The organism is Stutzerimonas nitrititolerans, assembly GCF_003696285.1.
Classification (GTDB): Bacteria; Pseudomonadota; Gammaproteobacteria; order Pseudomonadales; family Pseudomonadaceae; genus Stutzerimonas; species Stutzerimonas nitrititolerans.
In genome coordinates this window covers 135,234-155,426 of record NZ_RFFL01000004.1, presented here as the reverse complement: position 1 = coordinate 155,426, position 20,193 = coordinate 135,234, and the positions used below count along the sequence as shown (strand labels likewise).

Below are 20,193 nucleotides of genomic sequence, written 5' to 3'. Positions count from 1 at the left end.
GCCTTTTTAAGGGCTTCGCAATGGAGGAATCCTTGCAGCGATCCGATTCAGAGCTGCCGCCAGTGATGGATGGCCAGCGCGTCACTGCCGAAGCGATGCCGCACTATCTGCCCGGCGAGCCGCTGTCCTTGCCGCCGCGCCCGCCGATGCAGGATGTGGTGGTGCAACTGTTCAGCTATCAGGATCTGGCCGAGCCGATCCTGGTTCCCGCCGTGGTGGAGCCGCTGCTGGTACTGGTGCTGTCTGGCGCGGCGACGGTGGAAGAGCGCGCCCTCGATGGTGACTGGCAGGCAACCAACGTCGAGGCGGGCGACTTCTTTCTCACCAGCACCAGCGAGCCCTACGAGATGCGCTGGCAGGTGCGGAGCGACGACCGTTTCGAAGTGATGCACCTGTATCTCGGGCTGCCGCTGATCGAGCAGGCGGTGCGTGATCTTCATGGTGAACGCTGCGCACCGTTGACCTTCCTCGATGTCTCCGGCGGCCGAGATGGGCGCGTGCGCTTTCTGCTCGAACAGCTGCGGCTGGAGCTATACGGCGAGCGCCAACCCAGCCCGCTGTTCGTCCATAGCCTGGCTCAGGCACTGGCCATACACCTGGTGCGCACCTACCCCGCACCGCGCAACCTGGCCAGAGGCGCCAACGCGCTGCAGAGCTACAAGCTGCGCCGCGTCATCGAAGCGATGAAGGCACGCCTGGCCGAGGCATTCTGCCTGCCGTACCTGGCGCAGATCGCCGGCCTCAGCGACTACCACTTCAGCCGCCTGTTCAAGCGCGCCACGGGCCTGTCGCCCTCGCAGTACTTCATCCGCCTGCGCATGGCCCGCGCGAGGCAACTGCTGCTGGAAACGGACCTGAGCGTCATCGAGATCGGCATGGAAGTCGGCTATTCGAGTCCTGGCCATTTTTCCCAGGTCTTCCGTCGGGAAGTGGGCGTGACGCCGCGGGCTTATCGGCAGACATGAGTTTGGCCGTGTGCAGCACCGCAGGGGTGATCGGGCTTCCGTCATCGGTGCCGCGAGACGAGCCGTGGGCCCTGCAATACGACCTGCGGCGCGCACCAATCTCCTCGAATCGCCTCAAACACAATGAGCCATTCCCGGCTCCACCGGAGGTGATGCATGAGTATCGATCCGCTCGACAGACTCCATGACCAGCAGCCCGTACCGGGCCAGGATCAGAACCCCAGCCACGCGCCTGATCCAGACTTCATTACCGACAACCCGGACATCCAGCCCGGCAACGGCGACGAACCCGAGCGTCCCGGCATCGGCCCGGACGTGCAGGACCCCGGCCGGCTTGACATCAAGGACCCGAACGAACCGGGTCTGGGCAATCCGATTCCCTGAGACGCCGGTATCGCCGTAGGGTGGAAAACTGCAACGCATTTTCCACCTTCACTGACACAACGCACTCGCCGGCAGAGGGGCGGCTTCGACCCTAGGTCGCCCGCCCCGGATGCTGCGCAAATCCATCGCGGATCTCATACCAGCTTGCCTTCTCCGCGACGAAGGCGTGGTACTGCCGCTTGGCCTGTACCGGCGTCTCCAGGGTGCCCAGGCGCAACCGCTTGATCCCCGGCAGGTCGTCCTTGGCGCTGTACAGCGGGCTGCCACACTCGGCGCAAAACACCCGCGCCTTGTTGGGGCTGGCCCTGAATTCCTTCAGGTACTCCTCGCCGCGAAGGATGTGGAATTTGTCGGCCTGTACCGGCGCCACCGCCACGAAGGCCGAGCCCTGGCCCTTCTGGCACTGGCTGCAATGGCACATCGAGATCTCGTCGATCTCGCCGTCGTACCGGTATTCGATGCGCCCGCAGAGGCAGCTACCATTGTGCATGTCTCGCTCCTTCAGATTGCTCAGGCCTGCGCTTAAGGCAGCAGCGCCGGATTCCATACCGCTTCCCAGAGGTGGCCGTCCGGGTCCTGGAAGTAACCCGCGTAGCCACCCCAGAAGGTGTCCTGCGCCGGCTTGACGATTATTGCCCCGGCCGCTAGCGCCTGCTTCATCACGGTATCCACTTCGGCCTTCGAACCGACGTTGTGTCCCAGGGGCATGTCGGTGGCACTCGCCGCAGCCAACGGCAGGCCGCTGTCGCGGGCAATGCTCGCCCGTGGCCAGAGGGCCAGCTTCAGGCCTGGCTGGAGATCGAAGAAGGCCACCGCACCATGCTCGAATTCCTCGCCGATGACGCCTGCTCCATGGTGAACTGGGTGCCGAGCAGGCCGACCCTGGAAAACCCGGCGCCCTTGATGGCTTCGGCCGTCGGGTCGGCGATGTGCAACAGCGGTATGCGCACGGCCGCTTCGATGGCGGTCGCCACCTTGTGCATGGTGTTGGTACAGAGCAGCAGAAAATCGGCACCGGCGCGCTCCAGCGACTGTGCAGCAGCGGCCAGCATTTGCCCGACGCCGTCCCAGTCGCCGGCATGCTGCAGGCGCTCGATCTCGTGGAAGTCGACGCTGTACAGCACCACCTTCGCCGAGTGCAGCCCGCCCAGGCGCTCCTTGATCGTCTGGTTGATCTGGCGGTAGTAGGAAGTCGTCGATTCCCAGCTCATGCCGCCGATAAGGCCAATGGTCTTCATGGCTCGGTCCTTGACCATTCGAGGTGGGGTTTCGCAGGCGAGGCTGCGTCGTCGCCATAGGCCAGCGTGAGGCGCAGCATATCGAACAGCTGGATGCCGTTTTCGAAGATGGGCTCGGGGTAGTTCCTGGTGAAGAAATCGCGGTTGATGGCCGTGACCCTAAACCCGTGCCGTTGGTAGAAGGCCAGCTGGTAGCCGAATGAGCCGGTGCCGACCTCCAGCTGAGAGGCGCCCGCCTGGCGGAAGTGCTCGATGACCCATTTCAGCAGCGCCGAACCATGGCCCGCTTGCTGATGGCTGGGGTGAACCGCGATGCTCATCAGTTCATGGGCGCCGGCTGCCAGCGCCTGTACCACGCAGGCGCCAACGACCACGTCATCGCGTGAGGCCACGAAGCACTTTGAATGCGGCAGGTACGCACGCAGCTTTGCTTCCGAGGGATCGGCGAGCAGCAGAAGCTCCATGGGAGCGTCCGCTGGCCGGACTTCGTGTATCTGTAGCGACATGGACTCCTGATGCCTGGCCTTTGGTTGAAGGTTTGCTGTGCCTACTCCGGCGGTCGCGTGAATACCGGGCTGGCGTCCGTCAGCGATTTATATAGGTATTTCCACATAGTGTTGCCGGTAGTAGAAGCGGTGCGCGTCGGTACGCCTTTCATGGCAATGCAGCTCGATGCGGTCACAGCCGCGCTGGCGCGCCAGGCTTACCGCGCGCTCTTCCAATTGTGCGCCTACGCCCTGGCTGCACGCCTGCGTCGATACGCACAGGTAACTGATGCGGCAGATATCGCCGCTCAACGCCAGTTGCGGAATGAAGTGCAGCGAAATGACCCCGATGACTTCGCCATCGTCCACGGCCACCAGCAACGACGCATCCGGGTGGGCCATCAGCTGGGCGACGCGCCGCTCGATAAAGGCTTCCGTGCCGGGACAGCCCAGCGCATCCAGCAGGGCGGATATGGCGGGAGCATCGGCAAGGCTCGGCGCTTTGATCTCGATCATGGAGCGTTCCTGTGGGGACAAGCGCCGCCGCGCGCAGCGGCTTCGGGCTAAAAACAGGTTAGGCGCTATCTTCGCCGCACGCCGGCGCCGGGTGGAGATGCACCGCCAGCCAGAGGGCGCCGTTGGTGACACGCCGGACCACATGCAGCGTGCCGGCGGGTAGAAACAGGTAGTCGCCGGAACGCAGCTCGACAGCCTTGCCCGCCACCTCGAGGGTCGCCTCGCCCTGGAGCAACACCACCCACTCGTCCTGCGATTGCACGTAATCGGTCGGCGTTATGTCCGCTGAGCTGATGATGCGTTCGATCACCAGGCTTCTGTGGCTCAGCAGCGCCTCGAAGCGCTCCCCGTTCAGGGGCACCTCGAAGTCGGCGAACAGGTTTCCAGTGGACATGATTGCGTAGTCCCGAATGGCTTCTCCAAGATCATGTACCTATTGCCAGGCTTTTCCAGTGTGGTGTGGTTTGAAAGGCCATTGCCATCATCCTGCTTGAAGCCTGTTCCAGGCAGCGGACGGTCATGCTTCTCGCGGCGCGCCGGCTGATAGGCATGCCCCAGAAAAACCCAGCCACCGCCCAGCATTGCCAGGCGATGGCTGGGTTCCATCTTGCGATCTAGTCCGAGTCAGATCCCTTGCCCACCCGAGACTTCGATGCGCTGGCCGTTGACCCAGCGGTTACTCTCGCTCAGCAGGCTGGCGATCATCGGGCCGATGTCGTCGGGGACGCCGACGCGGCCCAGGGCGGTCATGCCGGCGAAGCTGGCGTTGAGCTCCGGCATGTCGCGTACCGCGCCGCCGAGGAAGTCCGTTTCGATCGCGCCGGGGGCGACGCAGTTGACGGCGATACCGCGGCTGCCCAGCTCCCGTGCCATGTAGACGCTCAACACTTCAATGGCGCCTTTCATCGCGGAGTAGGCAGAGAAGCCGGGGTAGGAGATGCGCGTCAGCCCCGAGGACAAAATTGACGATGCGGCCGCCGTCCGCCAGCAGGGGCAGCAATGCCTGGGTGAGGAAGAACACGCCCTTGAAGTGCACGTTCAGCAGGTGTCGAACTGCGCTTCGGTGGTTTCGGCGAAGGGCGCCGCGTCGCCGTGGCCGGCGTTGTTGACGAGGTGATCGAAGCTCTGCCGCTGCCAGATGGTGTCGAGCACCGCGCGCAGCCGTTCAACGAAGTCGGGGAAGCCGGCGGTGGTGCCGGTGTCGAGTTGCATGGCCACCGCCTTGCGGCCCAGGGCCTCGATTTCGGCTACCACGCGCTCGGCGTCGTCGGCGCGGCTATGGTAAGTGACGATGACATCGGCGCCCTGACGGGTAATGCTCAGGGCGGTGTTCCGGCCGAGGCCGCGGCTGGAACCGGTAACGAGTGCGATCTTGCTCATGGTGGAAAGCTCCTGGGGTTGAGGGAGCCTCTATGGTGCGAGCTGAAGCGGTGGCGGTCGTTACCGAAACCTCGGCATTATTTGCCTAATCCTTTCACGTGTAATGCACGGCCAGCGCCGCCAGGGAACGCCGCCATGAATGAAACATTGCTTGTGAGAGGGTGCGTCGCTACCTGGAGGCCCACGCCGAAGCGACGGGCATCGCGCAGACACCGATGCCCGGCCTGACCATCATCCGCGCCACGACCGTCAGCGGCCTGCAACACGGCATTCCCCATCCGCAGGCGTGCCTGGTGCTGCAGGGCAGCAAGGAAGTCACCCAGGGCATTCATACCCAGCTGTTAGGGCGCAGTCCAGGGCGGCCGTGGCGAGCTAGCGGCGCCGTTGCAGCGCCGCGGCCGCCGGGCTCAGGCGAGCTGGCGGTCGCCCGTGAACATCCAGGGCTCCTGCGCCTGGCGTTGCTGCTCGAACTGGCGGATGGCGTCGCGCTTGAGCAGGGTCAGGCCGATCTCGTCGAGCCCGTTGAGCAGGCACTCCTTGCGGAAGGCGTCGATCTCGAAGCGATTCACCTGGCCGTTCGGTTCGATCACCGTCTGCTCGGCCAGGTCGATGCGCAGCCCGTAGCCTGGCGTGGCGTCCACCTCGGCGAACAGGCGGTCAATGGTCGGCTCGTCGAGCACGATCGGCAGCAGGCCGTTCTTGAAGCAGTTGCCGTAGAAGATCTCGGCGAAGCTCGGCGCGATGATCGCACGGATGCCCCAGTCGGCCAGCGCCCAAGGAGCGTGCTCGCGGCTCGAGCCGCAACCGAAGTTGGCCCGGGTGAGAAGGATGTTGGCCCCGGCATAGCGTGGCTGGTTGAGCGAAAACTCAAGGTTCAACGGGCGCTGGGAGCAGTCCTTGTAGGGCTCGCCGCGGTCAAGGTAGCGCCACTCGTCGAACAGATGCGGGCCGAAGCCGGTGCGCTCGATGATCATCAGAAACTGCTTGGGCAGGATCGCGTCGGTATCGATGTTGGAACGATCCAGGGGGACCACGGTGCTGTCGAGTTGGGTAAAGGCTTGCATGTCTGTCCCCCTTAGAGATCGCGGATATCGGTGAAGTGGCCGGCGATGGCCGCCGCCGCTGCCATGACCGGGCTGACCAGGTGCGAACGACCACCGGCGCCCTGGCGGCCTTCGAAGTTGCGGTTCGAGGTCGAAGCGCAGCGCTCGCCCTTGCCGAGGCGGTCTTCGTTCATGCCCAGGCACATCGAGCAGCCGGCGTCGCGCCATTCGAAGCCGGCATCGGTGAAGATGCGGTCCAGGCCCTCGGCTTCCGCCTGGCGCTTGACCAGGCCCGAACCGGGCACCACCAGCGCCTGGACTATGTTGTCGGCGACCTTGTGGCCCTTGACCACGTCGGCGGCCAGGCGCAGGTCCTCCAGGCGCGAGTTGGTGCAGGAGCCGATGAAGATCTTGTCCAGCTTGATCGCGCGGATCGGCGTGCCGGGCTCCAGGCCCATGTAATCCAGCGCCTGCTGCATGCCGCGACGCTTGACCGGGTCGCGCTCGGACTCAGGATTTGGCACCTGGCCGTCGACATCGGTGACCATTTCCGGCGATGTGCCCCAGGTCACGTGCGGGCGGATGCTGGCGGCATCGAGCTGCAGTTCGCGGTCGAAGCGCGCGTCTGGGTCGCTGCGCAGGGTGCGCCAGTAGGCTTCGGCGGCGTCCCATTGGGCGCCGGTCGGGGCCAGCGGACGGCCCCTGAGGTAGGCGGCGGTGGTGTCGTCGAAGGCGACCATGGCGCAGCGCGCGCCCGCTTCGATGGCCAGGTTGCAGAGCGTCATGCGCGCTTCCATGCTCATCGCCGCAACGGTTTTGCCGGTGAACTCGATGGCATAGCCGGTGGCGCCGGCCGTGCCGATCGTGCCGATCAGCGCCAGCGCCAGGTCCTTGGAGGCGACATAGGGTGGCAGCTCGCCGTCGATGCGGATGCGCAAGGTCTTCAGCTTCTTCAGCAGCAGGCACTGGGTGGAGAGGATGTGCTCGATCTCCGAGGTGCCGATGCCGAATGCCAGGGCGGCGAAGGCGCCGTGGGTGGTGGTGTGGGAGTCCCCGCAGGCGATGGTCATGCCGGGCAGGGTGATGCCCTGTTCCGGGCCGATCACGTGGAGGATGCCCTGGCGTTCGTCCTGCATATCGAAGAACTTCAGCCCGAACTCGGCGCAGTTGCGCTCCAGCGCCTCGACCTGACGGCGCGCGATGGCATCAGTGATGCCTGCCTCGCGGGCCTTGGTCGGCACGTTATGGTCCGAGGTGGCCAGCACCGCGCCCGGGCGCCAGGGTTGCAGGTTATTCAGGCGCAGGCCGTCGAAGGCCTGGGGGCTGGTCACCTCGTTGATCAGGTGCAGGTCGATATACAGCAGCGTCTGGCCGTCATCGGTATCGAGCACGGCATGGCGGGCCCAGAGTTTTTCGAAGAGCGTTTGTGCAGTCATCTTCTGTTCCTTCCGTTCAAGGCGACGCCGTCTCGCGTGCGGACGGCGAGCGGGATGTCAGCCAAGCAGGCCAAGGAAAACGAACACCAGCACACCGCTGACGCCACACAGCGGCACCAGTAGCAGGCGATAGAACAGCTTGTTGCGCTCGGCTTCCTCCTGAACACCGGCCAGCGCCAGGGCGCCGCCGGAGGAGAAAGGCGAGAAGCCGGTCAGCGAAGAGCACAGCACGATGGCCGACAGCAACACGGTGTGGCTCAGGCCGGCGTTGCTGGCGAGGTCCGGCACGATGGGGAACAGCGTTGGCATCACCACGCCAAGGGTGCTGGAGAAAAAGCTCATGATGCTCGAGGAAACCCCGGTGGCGTAGGGCACCATCGCCGGGCTGACGTTAGCGGCGAGCCACTGCGCCAGCGCCGCGATGGTGCCGGCCTTGACCGCCACGGCAATGAGCATGCCCATGCCGCACAGCAAAATGATGATGCCCCACGGGACCTTGGCCAGTGCGGCCTTTTCATCGCCCACCCGCAGGATCAGCGCCAGCACCACGCCGATGATCGAGATGAACGTCGGGTCTATGCGCGAGGCGATGGCGGCGAATGCCGAGCCGGCCGGCAGGAAGGCGGCGATGGTCGAGGGCAGGATGATCAGCCCGACGATGAAGGCCACCAGCCAGAGGGTACGGCGCTGCTGGGCATCGAAGGGTTCGGGCCGTTCGGTCTCCAGGCTCTTGGTCTGGTAGCCCTTGAGCAGCACGTAGGCCACCAGGAACACCAGCGTCTGGTAGATGAAGGAGTCGATTAGCAGCGTGTGGGTATAGCTCGCCGCGGTTGCCGCGTCATAGCCGGCATTCTCCAGGATGCCCTGGGTCACGCGCCCGCCCAGGCTGATGCTGGTGAAGGTGGTGGCCATGCCGCCGGAGACGATGATGATCGCGCCCAGCAGGCGGCTCATGCCGGTGCGGCTGGCGACCGACATTACCAAGGGCGAGAGGAACACGAACACCGCGTAGTGACCCGGGCCAATGCCGGCGACCAGCAGTACCAGGCCGTACAGCGCGAAGGGGATCAGGCTCGGCATGCCGCGCGCCATGAATACGGCATTTCGCGCGATCTTTTCCATGGTGCCGTTGGCGATGACGAAGCCGAAGAAGAAGGTGACGGCGAAGATGATGAAGAACAGGTTCAGCGGCCAGTAGGTCACCAGCTCCTTCACGCTGACGCCCATCATGGTGGTGGAAATGAGGTAGGCCGCGCTGATGGCCAGCAGCCCGATGTTGATGTTCAGCCAGTAGCCGACACCAATGCAGATCAGTATCGCCAGGATGATGGTGATGGTTAACACGGTAGGTCCTTTGTAGTTGTTTTCGCAGAGCGCCAAGACACATACGCTGCCCATCGCGCCACGCTCAGCAGAGCGCGATGTGCTGTTTAGGCATCCCGGGAGTTGGCTGCAGCGCCAAGCGGGCCGCGGCCCTGCCAGGCTTCATGCGAGGCGGAATCGCTTGCGCAATGGCCGCATCGCCAAATCTGGTCCACCCCGAGTGTCGCCAAGGCTTATGCGCTGAACAATTGGTGTATCGCCAAGATAGGTTTCGCATTTCGCGAAGTCTTGTCGCTGAGATAAGCCAGTGATCCCGTTGCAGTGCGGCTGGAGGGCCACAAGCCTAGCGGCGGCGAGGGTCTGCGGGGGGTAGAAAAAATCGGACGCCCACGTTCCTTACATCGCTTCGCATTAGGCGAAGGGGCGCTTGTCGAACTACGTATTGTTTGGCCGGGTATGGCCCGCTAGCCTGCCTGACCTTCGAAAAACGGATTCGTAAATGTCAGTGGTTAAGCCTGCAGTACCGACCCACGCCGCCGCGGTTCGGAGCCCTGGCCGATGCTGATCGTCGTGCTCAGCACCACGCTGGTTCTGGCTTTTTCCGCTCTGGTCGCGCTTTATCCGTCGGCCATCGCACCTGAGGTTTCGGCAGCGCTGGGCATTCCGTCCTCGGCTATCGGCTTGCAGGTGAGCCTGGTGTTCGGTGGCGCCATGCTGACGTCGCTGGTAGGTGGCCCGCTGACTCGGCGCCTCGGCCCTTGCCGTGCAAGCCAGACCGCTTTGCTGTTGCTGGGCGCAGGCGCGGCCTTGATGAGTGTGCCGAGCTTACTGGTGGCGGTCGTCGCGGCGCTGATCGTCGGGCTGGGCTACGGCATGACCAATCCATCAGCTTCAGTGCTGCTGGTGCGCTTCACCCCGCCGGAGCGGCTGGGCTTCATCTTCTCGCTCAAGCAGACCGGCGTGCCCCTTGGCGGCATGCTGGCCGGTGCGCTGGCCCCTTCGCTTGCGCTCGGCATTGGCTGGCGGCAGGGCCTGTGGCTGCTCGCGGGGTTGGCGTCGCTCGGCATCATCGCGTTGCAGTTCAAGCGCCACAGCTGGGATGACCGTCGCGAGCCCGGCCTGAATTGGCGCCGTTCGCCTTTGGGCGGCATCAAGGTGGTCTGGGCCCATAAGCCGCTGCGCTACCTGGCGATCGTCACCCTGTGCTTCTCTACCGTTCAGCTGTCGCTGTCCTCCTTTACCGTGGCGATGCTGGTGGATGATCTGGACGTGAGTCTGATCGCGGCGGGGGCAGTCATGACGGTGGTGCAGGCGAGCGGAATCGCCGGCCGCCTGTGGTGGGGCTGGATCGCCGACCGTATCGGGCATCGGCTGATGACGCTGGCGATCATCGCATGCTGTACCTCGGTGGGCACGGTGCTGATCTACTTCATGAGCCCGGCGTGGCCGCTGGCCGGTGTCGCCCTGACGCTTGGCCTGTTCGGCGTTGCGGCGCTGGGTTGGAATGGCGTGTACCTTGCCGAGGTGGCGCGGCTGGCACCGCCCGAGCGCATCGCGGAAGCTTCTGGCGCCTGCCTGGTGTTCACCTACGGTGGTGTACTGCTGGGGTTGCCGACCTTTGCCTTGCTGATGACCTTCATGGAGCACTACACCGACGTGTTCGGTCTGCTCACAGCGGCGTCGCTGCTGAGTTTGTTCTTGCTGCGCGCCGCGGCGCGGGCTGATGATTCCAGCCCTGTGAAAGATGCCGCCAAGCCGCGCAGCAAGCCTTCCCCTCGGCTACCTTGACCACTTCGGAGTATCGCCATGCACGACGATATGCACTATTACGAACCCGCCCAGGGCCACGGCCTGCCCCATGATCCCTTCAACGCGATCATCGCGCCGCGGCCCATCGGCTGGATCTCGACCCAGGACGCCGAAGGTCGACTGAATCTTGCGCCCTACAGCTTCTTCAACGGCTTCAACTACACCCCGCCGATCATTGGTTTCTCCAGCGTCAGTCGGAAGGACAGCCTGAACAATGCCGAGGCGACCGGCGAGTTTTGCTGGAACCTGGCCACCCGCCCGCTGGCCGAGGCGATGAACCAGAGTTGTGCCGCCGTCGCGCCCGATGTGGATGAGTTCGCCCTGAGCGGCCTGACGCCGGTGGCCTCCAGGGTGGTCGACGTACCGCGGGTGCTGGAAAGCCCGGTGTCCTTCGAGTGCAAGGTGACCCAAATCATCCAGCTGCAGGGTGCTGACAAGGCGTCGGTGTCGAGCTGGCTGGTGCTGGGTGAGGTGGTGGCAGTGCATATCGCCAAGTCGCTGCTGGTCGATGGCATTTACGACACCGCGGCGGCTGAGCCCATCATGCGCGGCGGTGGGCCGGCGGACTACTTCCAGCTGAGTCGCGAGGCGAACTTCCAGATGTACCGTCCCCGCTGATAGGGCGGCCCGGGCACCGGCAGCCGCTGCTATCGTCATCCGTACTCATCGTTTGCTGGCGGAGGTGCGGTATGGACCAATTCAGCGGCGGCTGCCTATGCGGCGACGTGCGGATTCTGGCGGCAGGGCGCCCGTATCGGGTCGGGTTCTGTCACTGCCTCGACTGTCGCAAGCAGCACGGCGCGCTGTTCTACGCGGCGGCCATATTCCCCCACGAGGCGGTGACCATCGAGGGCGAAACGCGCGACTACGGCGGGCGCCATTTCTGTCCGCGGTGTGGCTCGTCGGTGTTTGCCCGCAGCGCGGATGAAATCGAGGTGTACCTGGGTGCCCTGGATGCGCCCGACCAGCTGATGCCGACCTATGAATGCTGGACCCTGCGCCGCGAGGCCTGGTTGCCGCCGTTTCCGCTGGCCAGGCGATATGAGCGGGATCGGGAGGCGTCGGGGCGCTCCGAGGAATAGAAGCGCGTTATCGCTGCTTCAGCCAGCGCAGCATCCCTTCAGCCGCCGCGCGGCCCGTGGCGAAACAGGCAGTGAGCAGGTAGCCGCCGGTGGGCGCTTCCCAGTCGAGCATCTCGCCCGCGCAGAACACGCCGGGCAGTTGGCGCAGCATCAGGTTTTCGTCCAGTGCCTCGAAGGGCACGCCGCCGGCGCTGCTGATGGCTTCGTCCAGCGGGCGTGGACGGACGAGGGGAATGGGCAGGGCCTTGATGGCGGCGGCAAGCGCTTGCGGGTCCTGGAAGGTCTCGGCAGCGGTCAGTTCGCGTAGCAGGGCGGCCTTGGCGCCGTCGAGCTTCAACTGGCGATGCAGGTGCTTGGCCATGGATTGCGAGCCGCGCGGCCTGGCCAGGGCGCCGGCGATCTGCGCCTGGGAGCGATCCGGCAGCAGGTCGAGCAGCAGTGTTGCCGAGCCCGTTGCGTTGATCCGCTCACGGATGTCCGCCGACAACGCATAGACCAGGCTGCCTTCGATGCCGGTCGCGGTAAGGACGAACTCGCCCCTGCGCAGGGTTTCGCCAGGCAGAGCCAGACTGACTGTCTTCAGCGGCGCGCCGGCGAATTTCTCCACAAGATGCTGGCTCCAACCTGCAACCTCGAACCCGCAATTGGCCGGTCGCAGCGGCGCGATGACGACGCCGCGAGCCTGCAGCAGCGGCACCCAGGCGCCATCGGAACCCAGCCGCGCCCAACTGCCGCCGCCCAGCGCGAGCAGGGTGGCAGTCGGCTTCAGCCGCGACTCGCCTTCCGCTCCTGCGATGCGCAACTGGCCGTCTTCGCTCCAGCCCAGCCAGCGCTGGCGGGTATGGATCTGCACGCCATTGTCGCGCAGGCGCTTGAGCCAGGCGCGCAGCAAGGGTGCGGCTTTCATATCGGTGGGGAATACGCGGCCGGAGCTGCCGACGAAGGTATCGATGCCCAGGCCGTGGATCCATTCGCGCAGGGCAGCCGGGTTGAAGGCGTCCAGCAATGGGCGCAAATGATCGGCGCGCTGGCGATAGCGACTGACGAATGTGGCGTAGTCCTCGGCATGGGTGATATTCATGCCGCCGACGCCAGCCAGCAGGAACTTGCGCCCGACCGAGGGCATGGCATCGTAGAGATCGACCGCGATTCCGGCCTGGCTCAGCACTTCGGCGGCCATGAGCCCGGCGGGGCCGCCGCCGATGATGGCGATGCGAGTAGCTTGGGTCATGACGGCAGCCGGACAGTTGCGAAGGGCGGGCATTGTAGCGACTGCGCCGGAGCGGGTCATGGGCAGCGGGCGAGCAGGGCCCGGTCCTAGTCGTAGCCGCTGATCACGCCGACTGCGCGCACGGTGCGCTGCGCCAGTCGCGGGCCACAGGTAGACCAAGGCGGCGCAGTTTGTCGCGGCTCATGTCGCCGGTGCAGCAGCGCTCGATATAGGATCGGTCATGGGCCTGCGCGAGGATGTCCGCTGCACGCGGCTCGGGGTGCAAATTTGCCGCGTCCGTGGTCAAACCGCTGTCGATCAGGTGATCGCGCAGCAGCCGGAACCTCTCCATCGGAAAACGGTGCCCCGGTGGCAGCGGCGGGCTGTAGTCGTCGTGGAATACCAGCGGCAAGGGCATCGATCGGAGCCTGGAATTCCGTTGCACTGCGGCGACCGCCCCGGTAGCGCAAACGGCGCCGTATGCCGACTCCGCCGACGTACCTCTCAAGGAGGCAACATGCAAGAACGGATAGCACTGGAAACACCCCGTCTGCACCTGCGTACCTGGCACGATGCCGATCTCGATCCGCTGGAGCGGATGTGTGCCGATCCGCAGGTGATGCGCTACTTTCCAGAATTGTTGTCACGTGACGAGTGCGCGGCGTTGATGGCGCGCTGCCGCCTGCATTTCGCCCACCATGGTTTCGGCTTCTGGGCGCTGGAACGCAAGGACGATGGACGCTTCATCGGCATGGCCGGGCTGGCCTGGTGCAAGCTGCCGTTGCCGTTCTGTCCGGCGGTGGAAATCGGCTGGCGACTGGTAGCGGATCAGTGGGGCCAGGGGTTGGCCAAGGAGGCGGCTGACGCCGCGCTGACCTGCGCTTTCGAGCGGCTGCAACTGGCCGAGGTGGTCGCCTTCACGGCGCAACTCAACGAGCCCTCGCGCGGCTTGATGGAGGCGCTGGGCATGCAGCATGAGCCGCGGGACGACTTCGAGCATCCAGCGCTGGCCGAAGGTCATCCGCTGCGCCCACATGTGCTGTATCGGCTGCGGCGTGCCGACTGGGCCGATGGTCGAAGCTGAGCGCCGTTGCTGGAGCCCATCTGTTTTAAACCGTAAAATCGCCGCCTTTGCCTGAAAGGGCCCTGCCTGAAGGAAATTCCCATGACCGAGACACTCGATACCCTGGTGAGCCTGCTGTCGCTGGAGCGGATCGAGGAAAACCTGTTCCGTGGCAACAGCCAGGACCTGGGCTTTCCGCAGCTGTTCGGTGGCCAGGTGATCGGGCAGGCGCTGTCGGCGGCGAGCCAGACGGTGGCGCCGGAGCGGCATGTGCACTCGATGCACGGTTATTTCCTACGCCCCGGCGATTCCCATCAGCCGGTGGTCTACGACGTCGATCGGGTCCGCGACGGCGGCAGTTTCTCCACCCGCCGCGTCAGCGCGATCCAGAAAGGGCAGACCATCTTCACCTGCAGCGCCTCGTTCCAGGCGGACGAAACCGGCTTCGAGCACCAGCTGCCGATGCCCGATGTGGCGGGGCCGGAGAACCTGCTCAGCGAATGGGAGCTGCTGCACAAGCTGGAATCCATGGTGCCCCAGCGCGTGGCGGAAAAGCTGCGCCGGCCCAAGCCCATCGAGATTCGCCCGGTGACCCTGCAGGACCCGACCAATCCGCAGCCGATCGAACCGATCCGGCACCTGTGGTTCCGCGCCGACGGCAAGCTGCCGGACAACCCGGCGCTGCACAAATACCTGATGGCCTATGCCTCGGATTTCAGTTTCATCGGTACGGCGCTGCAGCCCCACGGCGTCACCTCCTGGAGCAAGTTCATCCAGCTGGCGAGCCTCGATCATGCCATCTGGTTCCACCGCGAAGTACGCGCCGACGACTGGCTGATGTACTCCATGGACAGCCCCTGGGCCGGCAACGCCCGTGGCTTCGCCCGCGGTAGCATCTTCAATCGTGCCGGCGAGCTGGTCGCCTCGGTGGCCCAGGAAGGCCTGATCCGCGTGCGCGAGGACTGGAAGTGACACTGGCTGCCGCGCGGCACTGGGTGTTCGACATGGACGGCACCCTGACCATCGCCGTGCATGACTTCCCGGCGATCAAGCGCGCGCTGGATATCCCGCCGGAAGACGACATCCTTCATCACCTCGCCGCCTTGCCGGCTGATGAGGCCGCGGCCAAGCGCGCCTGGTTGCTGGAACACGAGCGCGAGCTGGCCTATGCCGCAAGCCCCGCACCGGGTGCGCTCGAGTTGCTGCATGAACTGCGTGATCGCGGTTGCCGGCTCGGCGTGCTGACGCGCAACGCCCATGAACTGGCGCTGGTGACCTTGCAGGCCGTGGGCATGGGCGACTGCTTCGCCAGTGAGGACATTCTCGGTCGCGACGAAGCGCCGCCCAAGCCGGACCCCGGTGGTCTGTTGCATCTGGCGGACAAGTGGCAGGTCGCGCCGCAGACGCTGGTGATGGTCGGCGACTACCGCTTCGATCTGGAATGCGCGAAGGCGGCCGGTGCCCGCGGTGTGCTGGTCAACCTGCCGGACAATCTCTGGCCCGAGTTGACCGAATTGCATGCCCGCGATTGTCTGGAGCTTCGGCGGATGCTGGGTGGCTAGAGCGGGCTTGGCTTGTCGGGGCACTGTTCGCGAGCAAGCTCGCTCCTACAGATGCAACGAGGCGCACTCGGGGCTGTTGGTTGCCACGCTTCTGCGTGGAGCCCCGCTCGTAGCTGTGACGCGATCGCTCAGGCGTGCCCACGCAGGAGCATGGGCACGATCAAGCCTTCTGATGGTTCCCATGCTCCTGCGTGGGAACCCGTTTGTGGCTAAGGCGCAACCACTCAGGCGTATTCACGCAGGAGCGTGGGCACGATCGACTGCTCTGTATCAGTAAATCGCCTGGTAAAGCTTGCGCCGATAGGTCATGACCAGCGGGTGGTCGTTGCCCAGCAGGTCGAACACCTGCAGCAGGGTCTTGTGCGGCAAGCCGTCGGCGTAGTTGCGGTTGCGCACGAAGAGCCTGAGCAGGGCATCCAGCGCGGTTTCGTACTGCTGGCGCGCCAGTTGCTGGATGGCGAGCTGGTAGGTCGCTTCGTCGTCCTCGCCATTCTGCGCCAGGCGACTCTTGAGTTCGGCGACTTCCGGCAGGTCGTTGGCTTGGCGCAAGAAGGTCAACTGCGCACGGGCGGCGGTCAGCGCCTGTTTGTGCGCGTCGCCCTTGACCGCGCCCAGCACCGTCTCGGCCTCGCCCAGCTCGCCGCGCTCGGCCAGGCAGCGCGCGTAGAGAATCAGCGCCGCGGCGTTCTCGTTGTCGTCGGTGAGCAGCTGCTTGAGCAGGCTTTCCGCCTCGCCGATGCGGCCCTCGGCGAACAGTGCCTGGGCGCTTTCCAGCAGGTCCGCCTCGGGTGTGGCCGGCTGCTGGACATGGGGTTCGAGCAGGGCGCGGATGGCGGCTTCGGGCTGGGCGCCGGCGAAGCCGTCCACCGGCTGGCCGTCCTTGAACAGCACCACGGTGGGCAGGCTGCGCACGCCGAAGCGGGCGACCACTTCCTGTTCGATATCGCAGTTGACCTTGGCCAGCAGCAGCTCGCCCTGGTACTCCTCGGTGATCTTCGCCAGCAGCGGCATCAGCGCCTTGCACGGCGCACACCATTCGGCCCAGAAGTCTACCAGCACCGGCTTGTGAAAGGAGTTCTCCAGGACCAGCTGCTCGAAGTTGCTGGCGGTGACGTCGAAGATGAAGGGAGTCTGGCTCATCAGGGTTCTCGAATGGGCGCGTGTGAAGGTATGCATGTTAAGTGGGGGCGGGTGCCACGGGAAGCAAGGACGAGCTTCTGCGCGTCGGTGGATTATCCGCGCAAAGTGCGCCGTAGACGGCTAGAATCCGCATCACCTTTTCTCGGTGCGGCGATTGCAGTCGCGCAAAAGGAGTCAATGATGTCCGCTCTGTCCGATTTCCGGGCGCGCTATCTCGTGCGCTTCTGGTCACCTTTGCCTGCGCTCGTCGCGCTGGGTGTTGCTTCCGCCTACTACTTCGCAATCACCGGGACCTTCTGGGCCGTGACCGGCGAGTTCACCCGCTGGGGTGGGCACGTGCTGGCCTGGTTCGGGTTCCAGCCGCAGGAGTGGAGCTATTTCAAGCTGATCGGCCTGCAGGGCACGCCGCTGGATCGCATCGATGGCGTGATGATCATCGGCATGCTGCTCGGCGCGCTGTGCACGGCGCTCTGGGCGAACAACGTCAGCCTGCGCTGGCCCACCAGCAAGCGCCGTCTGGCGCAGGGGCTGATCGGCGGGATCATCGCCGGTTTCGGCGCCCGTCTGGCCATGGGTTGCAACCTGGCGGCGTTCTTCACCGGCATTCCGATGTTTTCCCTGCACGCCTGGGCGTTCATGCTGGCCACGGTCGGCGGCGCCTGGGTCGGGGTGAAGATCTGCCTGCTGCCGTTCCTGCGCGTACCACTGAAGGTGGGGAGCCAGGCCAGTTCGCTGTTCGCCGATGCGCAGGCGCGGGAAAAGCGCAACCGCCTGCAGGTGCGCCTGGGCGTGGCGGTGGCGGTCATCGCCGTGGCATTCGCCGCCTGGCGTTTCGGCGTGTCGATCGCACTGGGCATGGCGGTGCTGTTCGGCGTGGTGTTCGGTGGCCTGATCGAACGTGCGCAGATCTGCTTCACCAGCGCCGCGCGTGATCTCTGGACCACGGGGCGTACCCAGATCGCCTACGGCATTCTGCTGGGCATGGCCGTGGCCTGCGTCGGCACCTTCGGCGCCATCATGCTGGGGGCCGATGCGAAGATCTTCTGGATGGGACCGAATGCGGTGATCGGCGGCCTGCTGTTCGGGATCGGCATCGTCCTGGCCGGTGGCTGCGAAACCGGCTGGATGTACCGGGCCATGGAGGGGCAGGTGCATTTCTGGGTGGTCGGCATCGGCAACGTGATCGGCGGCACGCTGGTGGCGGTGTACTGGGACGAGCTGGGCACCTCGCTGGCGCTGCCCTATCCGAAGATCGATCTGCTGGAAAGCATGGGGCCGGGCACCGGCCTGCTGTTCAGCTTCGCCGGCCTGGCACTGGCCATGTGGCTGGTCCATCTCAATGCCCGCCGTTTCCAACCCAAGAGGAGTGCTGCCCGTGAGCCAGCCCAAACCGAATCTCTCGCTTGATCTGCGGGGCGAACACTGCCCCTACAACGCCATCGCCACGCTGGAGACCTTGGAAACCATGCTGCCGGGGCAGTTGCTCGAAGTGGTGACCGACTGCTCGCAATCGGTACAGGGCATTCCCGAGGACGCCAAGCTCAAGGGTTACAACTGCCTGGCCGTGGAGCAGCATGGTCCGCTGTTCCGCTTTCTGATCGAAGTGCCGGCCTGATCCGACCTCAGTCCGGGGCGGCTGCGGAGCGCAGCGGCCAGCTGCCCAGCTCGCTATAACGCACGCCGTCGGCGGTGTTCTGCGACCGATAGAGCACGAAGCGCTCGGCCTTCCAGCCGAAGGTTGCGGCGGCGCCATGCGCTTGCGTGGGGGCCTGGCGCGCCAGCGTCATATGCGGCAGGTAAGGACGGCTGTCGAGCACGATGCCCAGCGCACCCAGGCGCTCGGCAAGGCTGCCGGCCAACTGCAGCAGGGCGGGCGGTGCTTCGCCCGGCGCCAGGCAGGCGAAACCTTTGCCGAGGGTGATCAGGCGGTTCAGGGTCAGCTCGAAGCTGTCACTTGTGACTCCGGTGGCCAGATGTCGCAGCGCATCCAGGCGTGCTGCCGGCTGCGCGCCGAGGAAGGCCAGGGTCAGGTGCAGGTTTTCCAGCGCCACCGGGCGCCCGCCCAGCGCATGTCGGTCGCGCCAGCTGCAGATGGCCGCCGCCTGCTCCGGTGGGCAGGGCAGGGCGAAGAACAGACGCAGGGTATCTTCAGTCGCCATTTTTCAGCTCACCCTCCGGGGCTTGAGAGCGGTGCGGTGAGCGCTCCGCTTTCGTGGGAGTGCTGCCCTCTGCGCGAAGCTTTTGGCTTTGCTGGCAGGCTCGCGCCTGCATTCGCCGCGGGACGCGGCCACGATGGTGCGGTCGGGGCTTTGCTTTGTGGGAGTGCCGCCCTCGGCGCGAAGCTTTTGAGGCTTCTTTTTGAAAGTCGCATGAACCATGGCGCCTCCCCGATATCACGCCCGCCGGGCGTGATACAGGCTGACCCGGCGGAATTCGGCGGGTTCGGCCAGATCCGGCCAGGTGCAGGCGTCGAGGATGTCGAGGCGCTCGTACAGCGGATGCTGGAAATCACGCACCCGCGAATCGGCCACCAGCACCTCGCGGCCGCGGCTGAGGAACTGATCCAGCAGCGGCAGGTTGGCGCGGTCGTAGAGCACGTCGGCGACGATGATCAGGTCGAAGCGGTCGGCCTCGGCGAAGAAATCCTCCGAATAACCCAGCGTCACCCCATTGAGCGCCGCATTGGCGCGGCAGGCCTGCAGCGCCAGCGGGTCGAGGTCGCAGGCCACCACTTCGGCCGCGCCGGCCCTGGCCGCCGCGATGGCCGCCACACCCGAGCCGGCACCGAAATCCAGCACGCGCTTGCCGCGAGCCCATTCGGGGTGTTCGGCCAGCCAGCGCGCCAGCACCAGCCCGCTGGCCCAGCAGAAACTCCAATAGGGTGGCTCCTCGAGAATCCGCCGGGTTTCCTCGGGGCTGAAGGCGCGATCCATGTTGGCCGGGTCGATCAGCCACAGGCGAAGGTCGGTACCTGGCAAGGTTGCGATGCACAGGCGGGCATCGCCCAGCAGTTCGCCGAGAGCGCCTTCGAGGGTTACCGGTGCGTTCATGGCGCTGGCACCAGCCGCAGCGGCCCCAGTGCCTGACTTGCCGGGCTGTGAATCTGCCGAGGAGGCAGGCGCATGATCAGCTGGCCGTCCTGGGTCACCCGACCGCGCAGTTCCACGCGCTGGCCGGCGGGAAAACTGTCGGGGTTGAACTGCAGGATGAACGGCAGCGCCGAGCCGCGACCGCTCAGCAGCAGGTTGCTCAGCAGGCGATCCGGCTGGTCGCGGCGATCGACCTCCAGCAGCGCCAGCTCCACCTCGCTGCCTTCGGGGGCACCGATCAGCGTACCGCTCAATTCATTGAGCAGCTTCGAGTGCGGGGCTTTGCTCAGCTCGACGGGCTGGGTGGCTTCCGGCTCGCTGGCGGGCTGGCTCGAACAGCCTGCAAGCAGGGCTGTGAATGCGAGCGAAACTAGGGAACGTAACGGCACGGACGGCTCCTCGGGGCGGGTGAACGGGCGCCTGTATAGCAGCAAGTCCGTCAGCTTGTCTTGCCGGTCGGATGCGCTA

At 65.4% G+C, this 20,193-nt stretch carries 23 protein-coding genes and 3 pseudogenes; 10 read left to right on the top strand and 16 right to left on the bottom strand.

What is annotated here, in order from left to right; genetic code table 11:
* Window positions 1-65: 65 nt before the first annotated feature.
* Together EA795_RS06375 and EA795_RS06370 are read left to right on the top strand one after the other, a co-directional pair.
* Entirely contained in the window at window positions 66-965 is a 900-nt protein-coding gene (locus EA795_RS06375; protein ID WP_122076360.1) for a helix-turn-helix domain-containing protein, read from the top strand.
* Window positions 966-1,121: 156 nt separating this feature from the next.
* Window positions 1,122-1,349 carry a hypothetical protein gene (locus EA795_RS06370; RefSeq protein WP_122076215.1) on the top strand — a complete coding sequence of 76 codons (228 nt, stop codon included), beginning with the start codon at window positions 1,122-1,124 and terminating at the stop codon, window positions 1,347-1,349.
* A 91-nt stretch (window positions 1,350-1,440) separates the two neighbouring features.
* On the opposite strand, the gene EA795_RS06365 is transcribed toward EA795_RS06370, so the two are convergent.
* The 10 genes and pseudogenes from EA795_RS06365 to EA795_RS06320 all read right to left on the bottom strand — a co-directional run bounded on the left by EA795_RS06365 (window position 1,441) and on the right by EA795_RS06320 (window position 8,791).
* A complete protein-coding gene (locus tag EA795_RS06365; RefSeq protein ID WP_122076213.1) occupies window positions 1,441-1,839 on the bottom strand; it encodes a GFA family protein in 399 nt (132 codons plus the stop codon).
* 32 nt (window positions 1,840-1,871) lie between these two features.
* A complete protein-coding gene (locus EA795_RS06360; protein ID WP_349771812.1) occupies window positions 1,872-2,162 on the bottom strand; it encodes a VOC family protein in 291 nt (96 codons plus the stop codon).
* A gap of 29 nt (window positions 2,163-2,191) precedes the next feature.
* Window positions 2,192-2,587: pseudogene (locus EA795_RS06355) on the bottom strand (aspartate/glutamate racemase family protein); the annotation flags it as partial.
* A complete protein-coding gene (locus tag EA795_RS06350) occupies window positions 2,584-3,051 on the bottom strand; it encodes a GNAT family N-acetyltransferase (protein WP_122076211.1) in 468 nt (155 codons plus the stop codon). The gene EA795_RS06350 and the pseudogene EA795_RS06355, both read right to left, overlap by 4 nt.
* 129 nt (window positions 3,052-3,180) lie before the next feature.
* Window positions 3,181-3,588 carry a GNAT family N-acetyltransferase gene (locus tag EA795_RS06345; RefSeq protein WP_122076209.1) on the bottom strand — a complete coding sequence of 136 codons (408 nt, stop codon included), beginning with the start codon at window positions 3,586-3,588 and terminating at the stop codon, window positions 3,181-3,183.
* A gap of 58 nt (window positions 3,589-3,646) precedes the next feature.
* Complete coding sequence (locus tag EA795_RS06340) at window positions 3,647-3,982, bottom strand: cupin domain-containing protein (protein ID WP_058077406.1); 336 nt, start codon at window positions 3,980-3,982, stop codon at window positions 3,647-3,649.
* 230 nt (window positions 3,983-4,212) lie between these two features.
* A pseudogene (locus tag EA795_RS06335) lies at window positions 4,213-4,968 on the bottom strand (SDR family NAD(P)-dependent oxidoreductase).
* A 407-nt stretch (window positions 4,969-5,375) separates the two neighbouring features.
* Complete coding sequence (leuD, locus tag EA795_RS06330) at window positions 5,376-6,032, bottom strand: 3-isopropylmalate dehydratase small subunit (protein ID WP_058077405.1); 657 nt, start codon at window positions 6,030-6,032, stop codon at window positions 5,376-5,378.
* An 11-nt stretch (window positions 6,033-6,043) separates the two neighbouring features.
* Entirely contained in the window at window positions 6,044-7,447 is a 1,404-nt protein-coding gene (gene leuC / locus EA795_RS06325; protein ID WP_058077404.1) for a 3-isopropylmalate dehydratase large subunit, read from the bottom strand.
* 57 nt (window positions 7,448-7,504) lie between these two features.
* Entirely contained in the window at window positions 7,505-8,791 is a 1,287-nt protein-coding gene (locus EA795_RS06320) for an SLC13 family permease (RefSeq protein ID WP_177431883.1), read from the bottom strand.
* 537 nt (window positions 8,792-9,328) lie between these two features.
* On the opposite strand from EA795_RS06320, the gene EA795_RS06315 reads away from it, so the two are divergent.
* From EA795_RS06315 to EA795_RS06305, 3 genes are all read left to right on the top strand, one after another.
* Entirely contained in the window at window positions 9,329-10,558 is a 1,230-nt protein-coding gene (locus EA795_RS06315; protein ID WP_122076207.1) for an MFS transporter, read from the top strand.
* Window positions 10,559-10,576: 18 nt separating this feature from the next.
* On the top strand, window positions 10,577-11,197 hold the full coding sequence (locus tag EA795_RS06310) for a flavin reductase family protein (RefSeq protein ID WP_122076205.1): 621 nt from the start codon (window positions 10,577-10,579) through the stop codon (window positions 11,195-11,197).
* A 71-nt stretch (window positions 11,198-11,268) separates the two neighbouring features.
* The gene (locus EA795_RS06305; protein WP_122076203.1) at window positions 11,269-11,661 is read left to right on the top strand and encodes a GFA family protein; all 393 of its coding nucleotides are present in this window, start codon (window positions 11,269-11,271) and stop codon (window positions 11,659-11,661) included.
* A gap of 7 nt (window positions 11,662-11,668) precedes the next feature.
* Here the strand turns inward: EA795_RS06305 and EA795_RS06300 are convergent, their stop codons facing one another.
* Both EA795_RS06300 and EA795_RS06295 read right to left on the bottom strand, forming a co-directional pair.
* Window positions 11,669-12,925 (bottom strand): TIGR03862 family flavoprotein, encoded by a 1,257-nt coding sequence (locus EA795_RS06300; protein ID WP_122076201.1) that lies wholly within the window; start codon window positions 12,923-12,925, stop codon window positions 11,669-11,671.
* Between the two features lie 74 nt (window positions 12,926-12,999).
* Window positions 13,000-13,289: pseudogene (locus EA795_RS06295) on the bottom strand (histone deacetylase); the annotation flags it as partial.
* 99 nt (window positions 13,290-13,388) lie between these two features.
* Between EA795_RS06295 and EA795_RS06290 the strand changes: the two are divergent.
* The 3 genes from EA795_RS06290 (at window position 13,389) to EA795_RS06280 (ending at window position 15,496) form a co-directional block, all read left to right on the top strand.
* The gene (locus EA795_RS06290; RefSeq protein WP_014854051.1) at window positions 13,389-13,955 is read left to right on the top strand and encodes a GNAT family N-acetyltransferase; all 567 of its coding nucleotides are present in this window, start codon (window positions 13,389-13,391) and stop codon (window positions 13,953-13,955) included.
* Between the two features lie 81 nt (window positions 13,956-14,036).
* A complete protein-coding gene (gene tesB, locus EA795_RS06285) occupies window positions 14,037-14,906 on the top strand; it encodes an acyl-CoA thioesterase II (protein WP_122076199.1) in 870 nt (289 codons plus the stop codon).
* The gene (locus tag EA795_RS06280; RefSeq protein WP_065983721.1) at window positions 14,903-15,496 is read left to right on the top strand and encodes an HAD family hydrolase; all 594 of its coding nucleotides are present in this window, start codon (window positions 14,903-14,905) and stop codon (window positions 15,494-15,496) included. Before tesB ends, EA795_RS06280 begins: the two co-directional genes overlap by 4 nt.
* 270 nt (window positions 15,497-15,766) lie before the next feature.
* On the opposite strand, the gene trxA is transcribed toward EA795_RS06280, so the two are convergent.
* The gene (gene trxA, locus EA795_RS06275) at window positions 15,767-16,636 is read right to left on the bottom strand and encodes a thioredoxin (protein WP_122076197.1); all 870 of its coding nucleotides are present in this window, start codon (window positions 16,634-16,636) and stop codon (window positions 15,767-15,769) included.
* 180 nt (window positions 16,637-16,816) lie between these two features.
* Between trxA and yedE the strand changes: the two genes are divergently transcribed.
* Window positions 16,817-18,043 (top strand): selenium metabolism membrane protein YedE/FdhT, encoded by a 1,227-nt coding sequence (gene yedE, locus EA795_RS06270; protein ID WP_058076126.1) that lies wholly within the window; start codon window positions 16,817-16,819, stop codon window positions 18,041-18,043.
* Window positions 18,012-18,251: a sulfurtransferase-like selenium metabolism protein YedF gene (gene yedF, locus EA795_RS06265; protein ID WP_014854046.1), complete on the top strand. Its 240-nt coding sequence runs from the start codon at window positions 18,012-18,014 to the stop codon at window positions 18,249-18,251. Before yedE ends, yedF begins: the two co-directional genes overlap by 32 nt.
* Window positions 18,252-18,258: 7 nt before the next feature.
* Here the strand turns inward: yedF and thpR are convergent, their stop codons facing one another.
* The 3 genes from thpR to EA795_RS06250 form a co-directional block, all read right to left on the bottom strand.
* Entirely contained in the window at window positions 18,259-18,795 is a 537-nt protein-coding gene (gene thpR / locus EA795_RS06260) for an RNA 2',3'-cyclic phosphodiesterase (protein ID WP_122076195.1), read from the bottom strand.
* A 234-nt stretch (window positions 18,796-19,029) separates the two neighbouring features.
* Complete coding sequence (locus EA795_RS06255) at window positions 19,030-19,686, bottom strand: class I SAM-dependent methyltransferase (protein WP_122076193.1); 657 nt, start codon at window positions 19,684-19,686, stop codon at window positions 19,030-19,032.
* Window positions 19,683-20,114 carry a YbaY family lipoprotein gene (locus EA795_RS06250; RefSeq protein ID WP_240644997.1) on the bottom strand — a complete coding sequence of 144 codons (432 nt, stop codon included), beginning with the start codon at window positions 20,112-20,114 and terminating at the stop codon, window positions 19,683-19,685. Before EA795_RS06250 ends, EA795_RS06255 begins: the two co-directional genes overlap by 4 nt.
* Window positions 20,115-20,193 lie beyond the last annotated feature (79 nt).

Excerpts from the sequence above, each read along its gene's own strand:
- EA795_RS06365 (WP_122076213.1), bottom strand. The coding sequence starts at position 1,839 with ATGCACAATGGTAGCTGCCTCTGCGGGCGCATCGAATACCGGTACGAC.
- EA795_RS06350 (WP_122076211.1), bottom strand. The coding sequence starts at position 3,051 with ATGGAGCTTCTGCTGCTCGCCGATCCCTCGGAAGCAAAGCTGCGTGCG.
- yedE (WP_058076126.1), top strand. The coding sequence starts at position 16,817 with ATGTCCGCTCTGTCCGATTTCCGGGCGCGCTATCTCGTGCGCTTCTGG.
- EA795_RS06315 (WP_122076207.1), top strand. The coding sequence starts at position 9,329 with ATGCTGATCGTCGTGCTCAGCACCACGCTGGTTCTGGCTTTTTCCGCT.
- EA795_RS06310 (WP_122076205.1), top strand. The coding sequence starts at position 10,577 with ATGCACGACGATATGCACTATTACGAACCCGCCCAGGGCCACGGCCTG.
- leuD (WP_058077405.1), bottom strand. The coding sequence starts at position 6,032 with ATGCAAGCCTTTACCCAACTCGACAGCACCGTGGTCCCCCTGGATCGT.
- thpR (WP_122076195.1), bottom strand. The coding sequence starts at position 18,795 with ATGGCGACTGAAGATACCCTGCGTCTGTTCTTCGCCCTGCCCTGCCCA.
- trxA (WP_122076197.1), bottom strand. The coding sequence starts at position 16,636 with ATGAGCCAGACTCCCTTCATCTTCGACGTCACCGCCAGCAACTTCGAG.
- EA795_RS06300 (WP_122076201.1), bottom strand. The coding sequence starts at position 12,925 with ATGCCCGCCCTTCGCAACTGTCCGGCTGCCGTCATGACCCAAGCTACT.
- EA795_RS06375 (WP_122076360.1), top strand. The coding sequence starts at position 66 with ATGGATGGCCAGCGCGTCACTGCCGAAGCGATGCCGCACTATCTGCCC.
- EA795_RS06305 (WP_122076203.1), top strand. The coding sequence starts at position 11,269 with ATGGACCAATTCAGCGGCGGCTGCCTATGCGGCGACGTGCGGATTCTG.
- EA795_RS06290 (WP_014854051.1), top strand. The coding sequence starts at position 13,389 with ATGCAAGAACGGATAGCACTGGAAACACCCCGTCTGCACCTGCGTACC.
- EA795_RS06255 (WP_122076193.1), bottom strand. The coding sequence starts at position 19,686 with ATGAACGCACCGGTAACCCTCGAAGGCGCTCTCGGCGAACTGCTGGGC.
- tesB (WP_122076199.1), top strand. The coding sequence starts at position 14,037 with ATGACCGAGACACTCGATACCCTGGTGAGCCTGCTGTCGCTGGAGCGG.
- EA795_RS06370 (WP_122076215.1), top strand. The coding sequence starts at position 1,122 with ATGAGTATCGATCCGCTCGACAGACTCCATGACCAGCAGCCCGTACCG.
- leuC (WP_058077404.1), bottom strand. The coding sequence starts at position 7,447 with ATGACTGCACAAACGCTCTTCGAAAAACTCTGGGCCCGCCATGCCGTG.
- EA795_RS06345 (WP_122076209.1), bottom strand. The coding sequence starts at position 3,588 with ATGATCGAGATCAAAGCGCCGAGCCTTGCCGATGCTCCCGCCATATCC.
- EA795_RS06340 (WP_058077406.1), bottom strand. The coding sequence starts at position 3,982 with ATGTCCACTGGAAACCTGTTCGCCGACTTCGAGGTGCCCCTGAACGGG.